Raw genomic sequence first — 2,577 nt, 5'->3', positions numbered from 1 at the left:
GAGTTCGAGACCACCTACTATCGCAATCTTGAGCAGCAGGCCACTCCGGCCTGACTCAAGCCAATCGGCCTCCGCGAAAGCCGGGGCGGTTCAGTACGGCCCACTTGCTAATCTTGTTGAAATCCAAAACCATGTCATCGTTTCCTTTTGGGGAAACCAAAAGCAGAGCGAGACACGCCGTCGATCACCAGGGCCGCAGCCCCCTCCGACCATCCGCGCGGCATCGGAGGACACCTGCGGCAGTGTCACGCTGAGCGAGGCCCTTGCGGATTGCTTCTTGTTCAGACAGGGCCTCGGCGCCTAGTCAGCCCGCTGCGGCCTCCAGGTCAGGCATGGCGATGCGTGCCTTCGTCAGGGCCATGCCGAGGTTGGCGGTACGGCGGCAAACGAAAACGGCCACATATTCAGGGTTCCGCTTACCGCGCAGGAAGACGTGGATCAGGTTGTCGCTGTTAACCACGATCTCCTGAAAGTAGTGGTGTCCGTCGTCGCTCAAGCCACGTGCACGCTTGAACATCTTCTCGATCATCGACACGTTCGGTCCGTTGAAGATGTCCGCAGTCGCTGCAGCCACCAGGTCGATGACCTCGCGCGGGTGGGAGTCCACCGTCTTGATCGCCAGCAGCATACCGGAGGACACGTCGACGTAGCCTGCAGCGACGCATTCCGGAATGGTGGTGGCAGCTTTGTTCAAGGCGGAGTCGAGACTCATGGGGGTTCCTTTCTACTTTCTGGGTTGCAATATCTGGTCGGGCAGCGCCGGAGCTTCAGGTCACGCGCCGGAGAATTTCGTGCTCGTAGCGGTGGAGGAACTCCTCTTGCTCTTCGCTCTGCACGAACCGGGGCTCGATGCGGCGCACCCGTTTGAGGGCCTCTTCGGCCGTCAGGCCTTCGCGAATCAGCCAGCAGGCCAGCACAGTGCCGGTACGACCGATGCCGGCCAGGCAATGGGCGGCCAATACCTCTCCGCGCGCCAGCAGGCGCTCCATGTGCACCAACAGCATGGCGATCTGCGCCACCGTCGGCGGTTCGCGGTCACGGATGGGGAGGTGCAGGTTGGTGAGCCCGTTGCGACGCAGCGCGTCCTGAGGCAGATCGTCCTCCGTCAATGTGATCAGACAGGTGATGCCGACCCGACTCAGGGCCTGGAGGTCGTAGTCGATGTCGTTGACCACGCCGGGTTTTGGCGTGCCGGCCAGCCGGCCGGGCACGACCCACGTGAAGCCGCGTGGTCCGAGCGACTCCGGAGCGGCCTTGAGCGCCAGTTGCGCAATGATCGGCAGCGGCGGCGGCGGTTCCACGTCCTCAGCCAGGCTCTCGGCACGGGCATCCGGCGCGGGCAGCGCGCAACTGCCGGTGGCGAGCATCTGGCGGCCGGCCATGGATACCGGTTCGGTGAAGAAGCGCTCCACCGTGGCCGCCTCCTGGATGCGCCCGCCTGCCAGCAGCAGCAGTTCCTCCGCCACCCGCTGCACATGTCGCAGGTTATGCAGCACGATCAGGACACAGCGCTGCGCAGCGATGCGCTGCAGCAGGTCGAGCAACACGAATGCGTCATAGTCGGCCAGGCCAAACGTCGGCTCGTCCACCATCAGCAGCGCGTCGTCGCATGCGGCGTCGCGAAGGATGGCGAGCGCGCGCTGAAGCATTGGCGGCAGGTCGATGCACTGCGCGCGCAGATACGGGCGCAATTCCGGAAACTCCATTGCGTCGAGCAGCGCCAGTGCCCACCCTTCCAAGTCCGATGGCGGCTGGAGGCCACGGCTGCGAGCGCCATCCGCCAGTGCATCCAACGCACGCGCCTGCATCAGCCGCGCGTGCTGCTGGACGAGCGCGGGGCGGTTGCCGTCGCCCACCACTTCACCTTGGTATGCCGCGTGGCCCCAACGCCGGAAGCGGGGGTTGTTGTCATTCAGACCCGCCAGCGAACGCAGCAGCGTGGACTTCCCCGTACCCGTCGGGCCAATCAGCGCTGTGACGCCACGCACGGGCAGCCACAGATTCACCTCGGCCAGAATCACCCGCTCGCCGAAGGCCACGCCGAACCCCTCAACCTCTAAGACCTGCGGTGCAGCCGCCAACGACTTGGCGCTCGGGCAGTCTGATGAGAGATAGGGGGCCTCAGGCCACATCCGACCATGCCCATCTCGCTGCCCGCCACCGGCTGAGTGCGCGCCCTCCTGCCTCGCAAATTCCACTGACGATTGAAACATTTAGAAACTAATATCAGCAATTTCGACTATTCCGTCAAGTAGAACGGAAGTGCGCATAGTGGAGTCAATGTATCAAAATGTACCTCCCCGTCCCCTTGCACGCGAGAGCCGGGCTCGTTGGTACTCCCCGCCAAAAAACGCGGCGCCTTTCCGAGCCCCCAAGCTCAAGTTCAACGCTCTCAGCGCCCCCCATGTTGATTTCCATCCAGAACTGACCCACTTGGCCCGGTAATTTCCATCCAAATCTGACCCACGTAAGAACCCTAACCTGCTGTCAGGCGCCATGAAAAACTGCCCCCCTGGCGCCATTGAGAACTGACCCCCTTTCACAGCGAAGGAGGTCATGGATGGAAGAGGAGATCGA

General features: G+C 63.2%; 2 protein-coding genes. Both read right to left on the bottom strand.

The window, feature by feature from the left end; genetic code table 11:
* Window positions 1-304 precede the first annotated feature (304 nt).
* Window positions 305-712, bottom strand: coding sequence for a hypothetical protein (locus tag Q392_RS26270; RefSeq protein ID WP_038215522.1), 408 nt, complete (start codon window positions 710-712; stop codon window positions 305-307).
* A gap of 55 nt (window positions 713-767) precedes the next feature.
* Complete coding sequence (locus Q392_RS26265; RefSeq protein ID WP_245610831.1) at window positions 768-2,039, bottom strand: phosphatase domain-containing protein; 1,272 nt, start codon at window positions 2,037-2,039, stop codon at window positions 768-770.
* Window positions 2,040-2,577: the final 538 nt, after the last annotated feature.

Source organism: Xenophilus azovorans DSM 13620, assembly GCF_000745855.1.
GTDB classification, from domain to species: domain Bacteria; phylum Pseudomonadota; class Gammaproteobacteria; order Burkholderiales; family Burkholderiaceae_C; genus Xenophilus; species Xenophilus azovorans.
This window is presented reverse-complemented; position numbering and strand designations above follow the sequence as displayed.

Excerpts from the sequence above, each read along its gene's own strand:
- Q392_RS26270 (WP_038215522.1), bottom strand. The coding sequence starts at position 712 with ATGAGTCTCGACTCCGCCTTGAACAAAGCTGCCACCACCATTCCGGAA.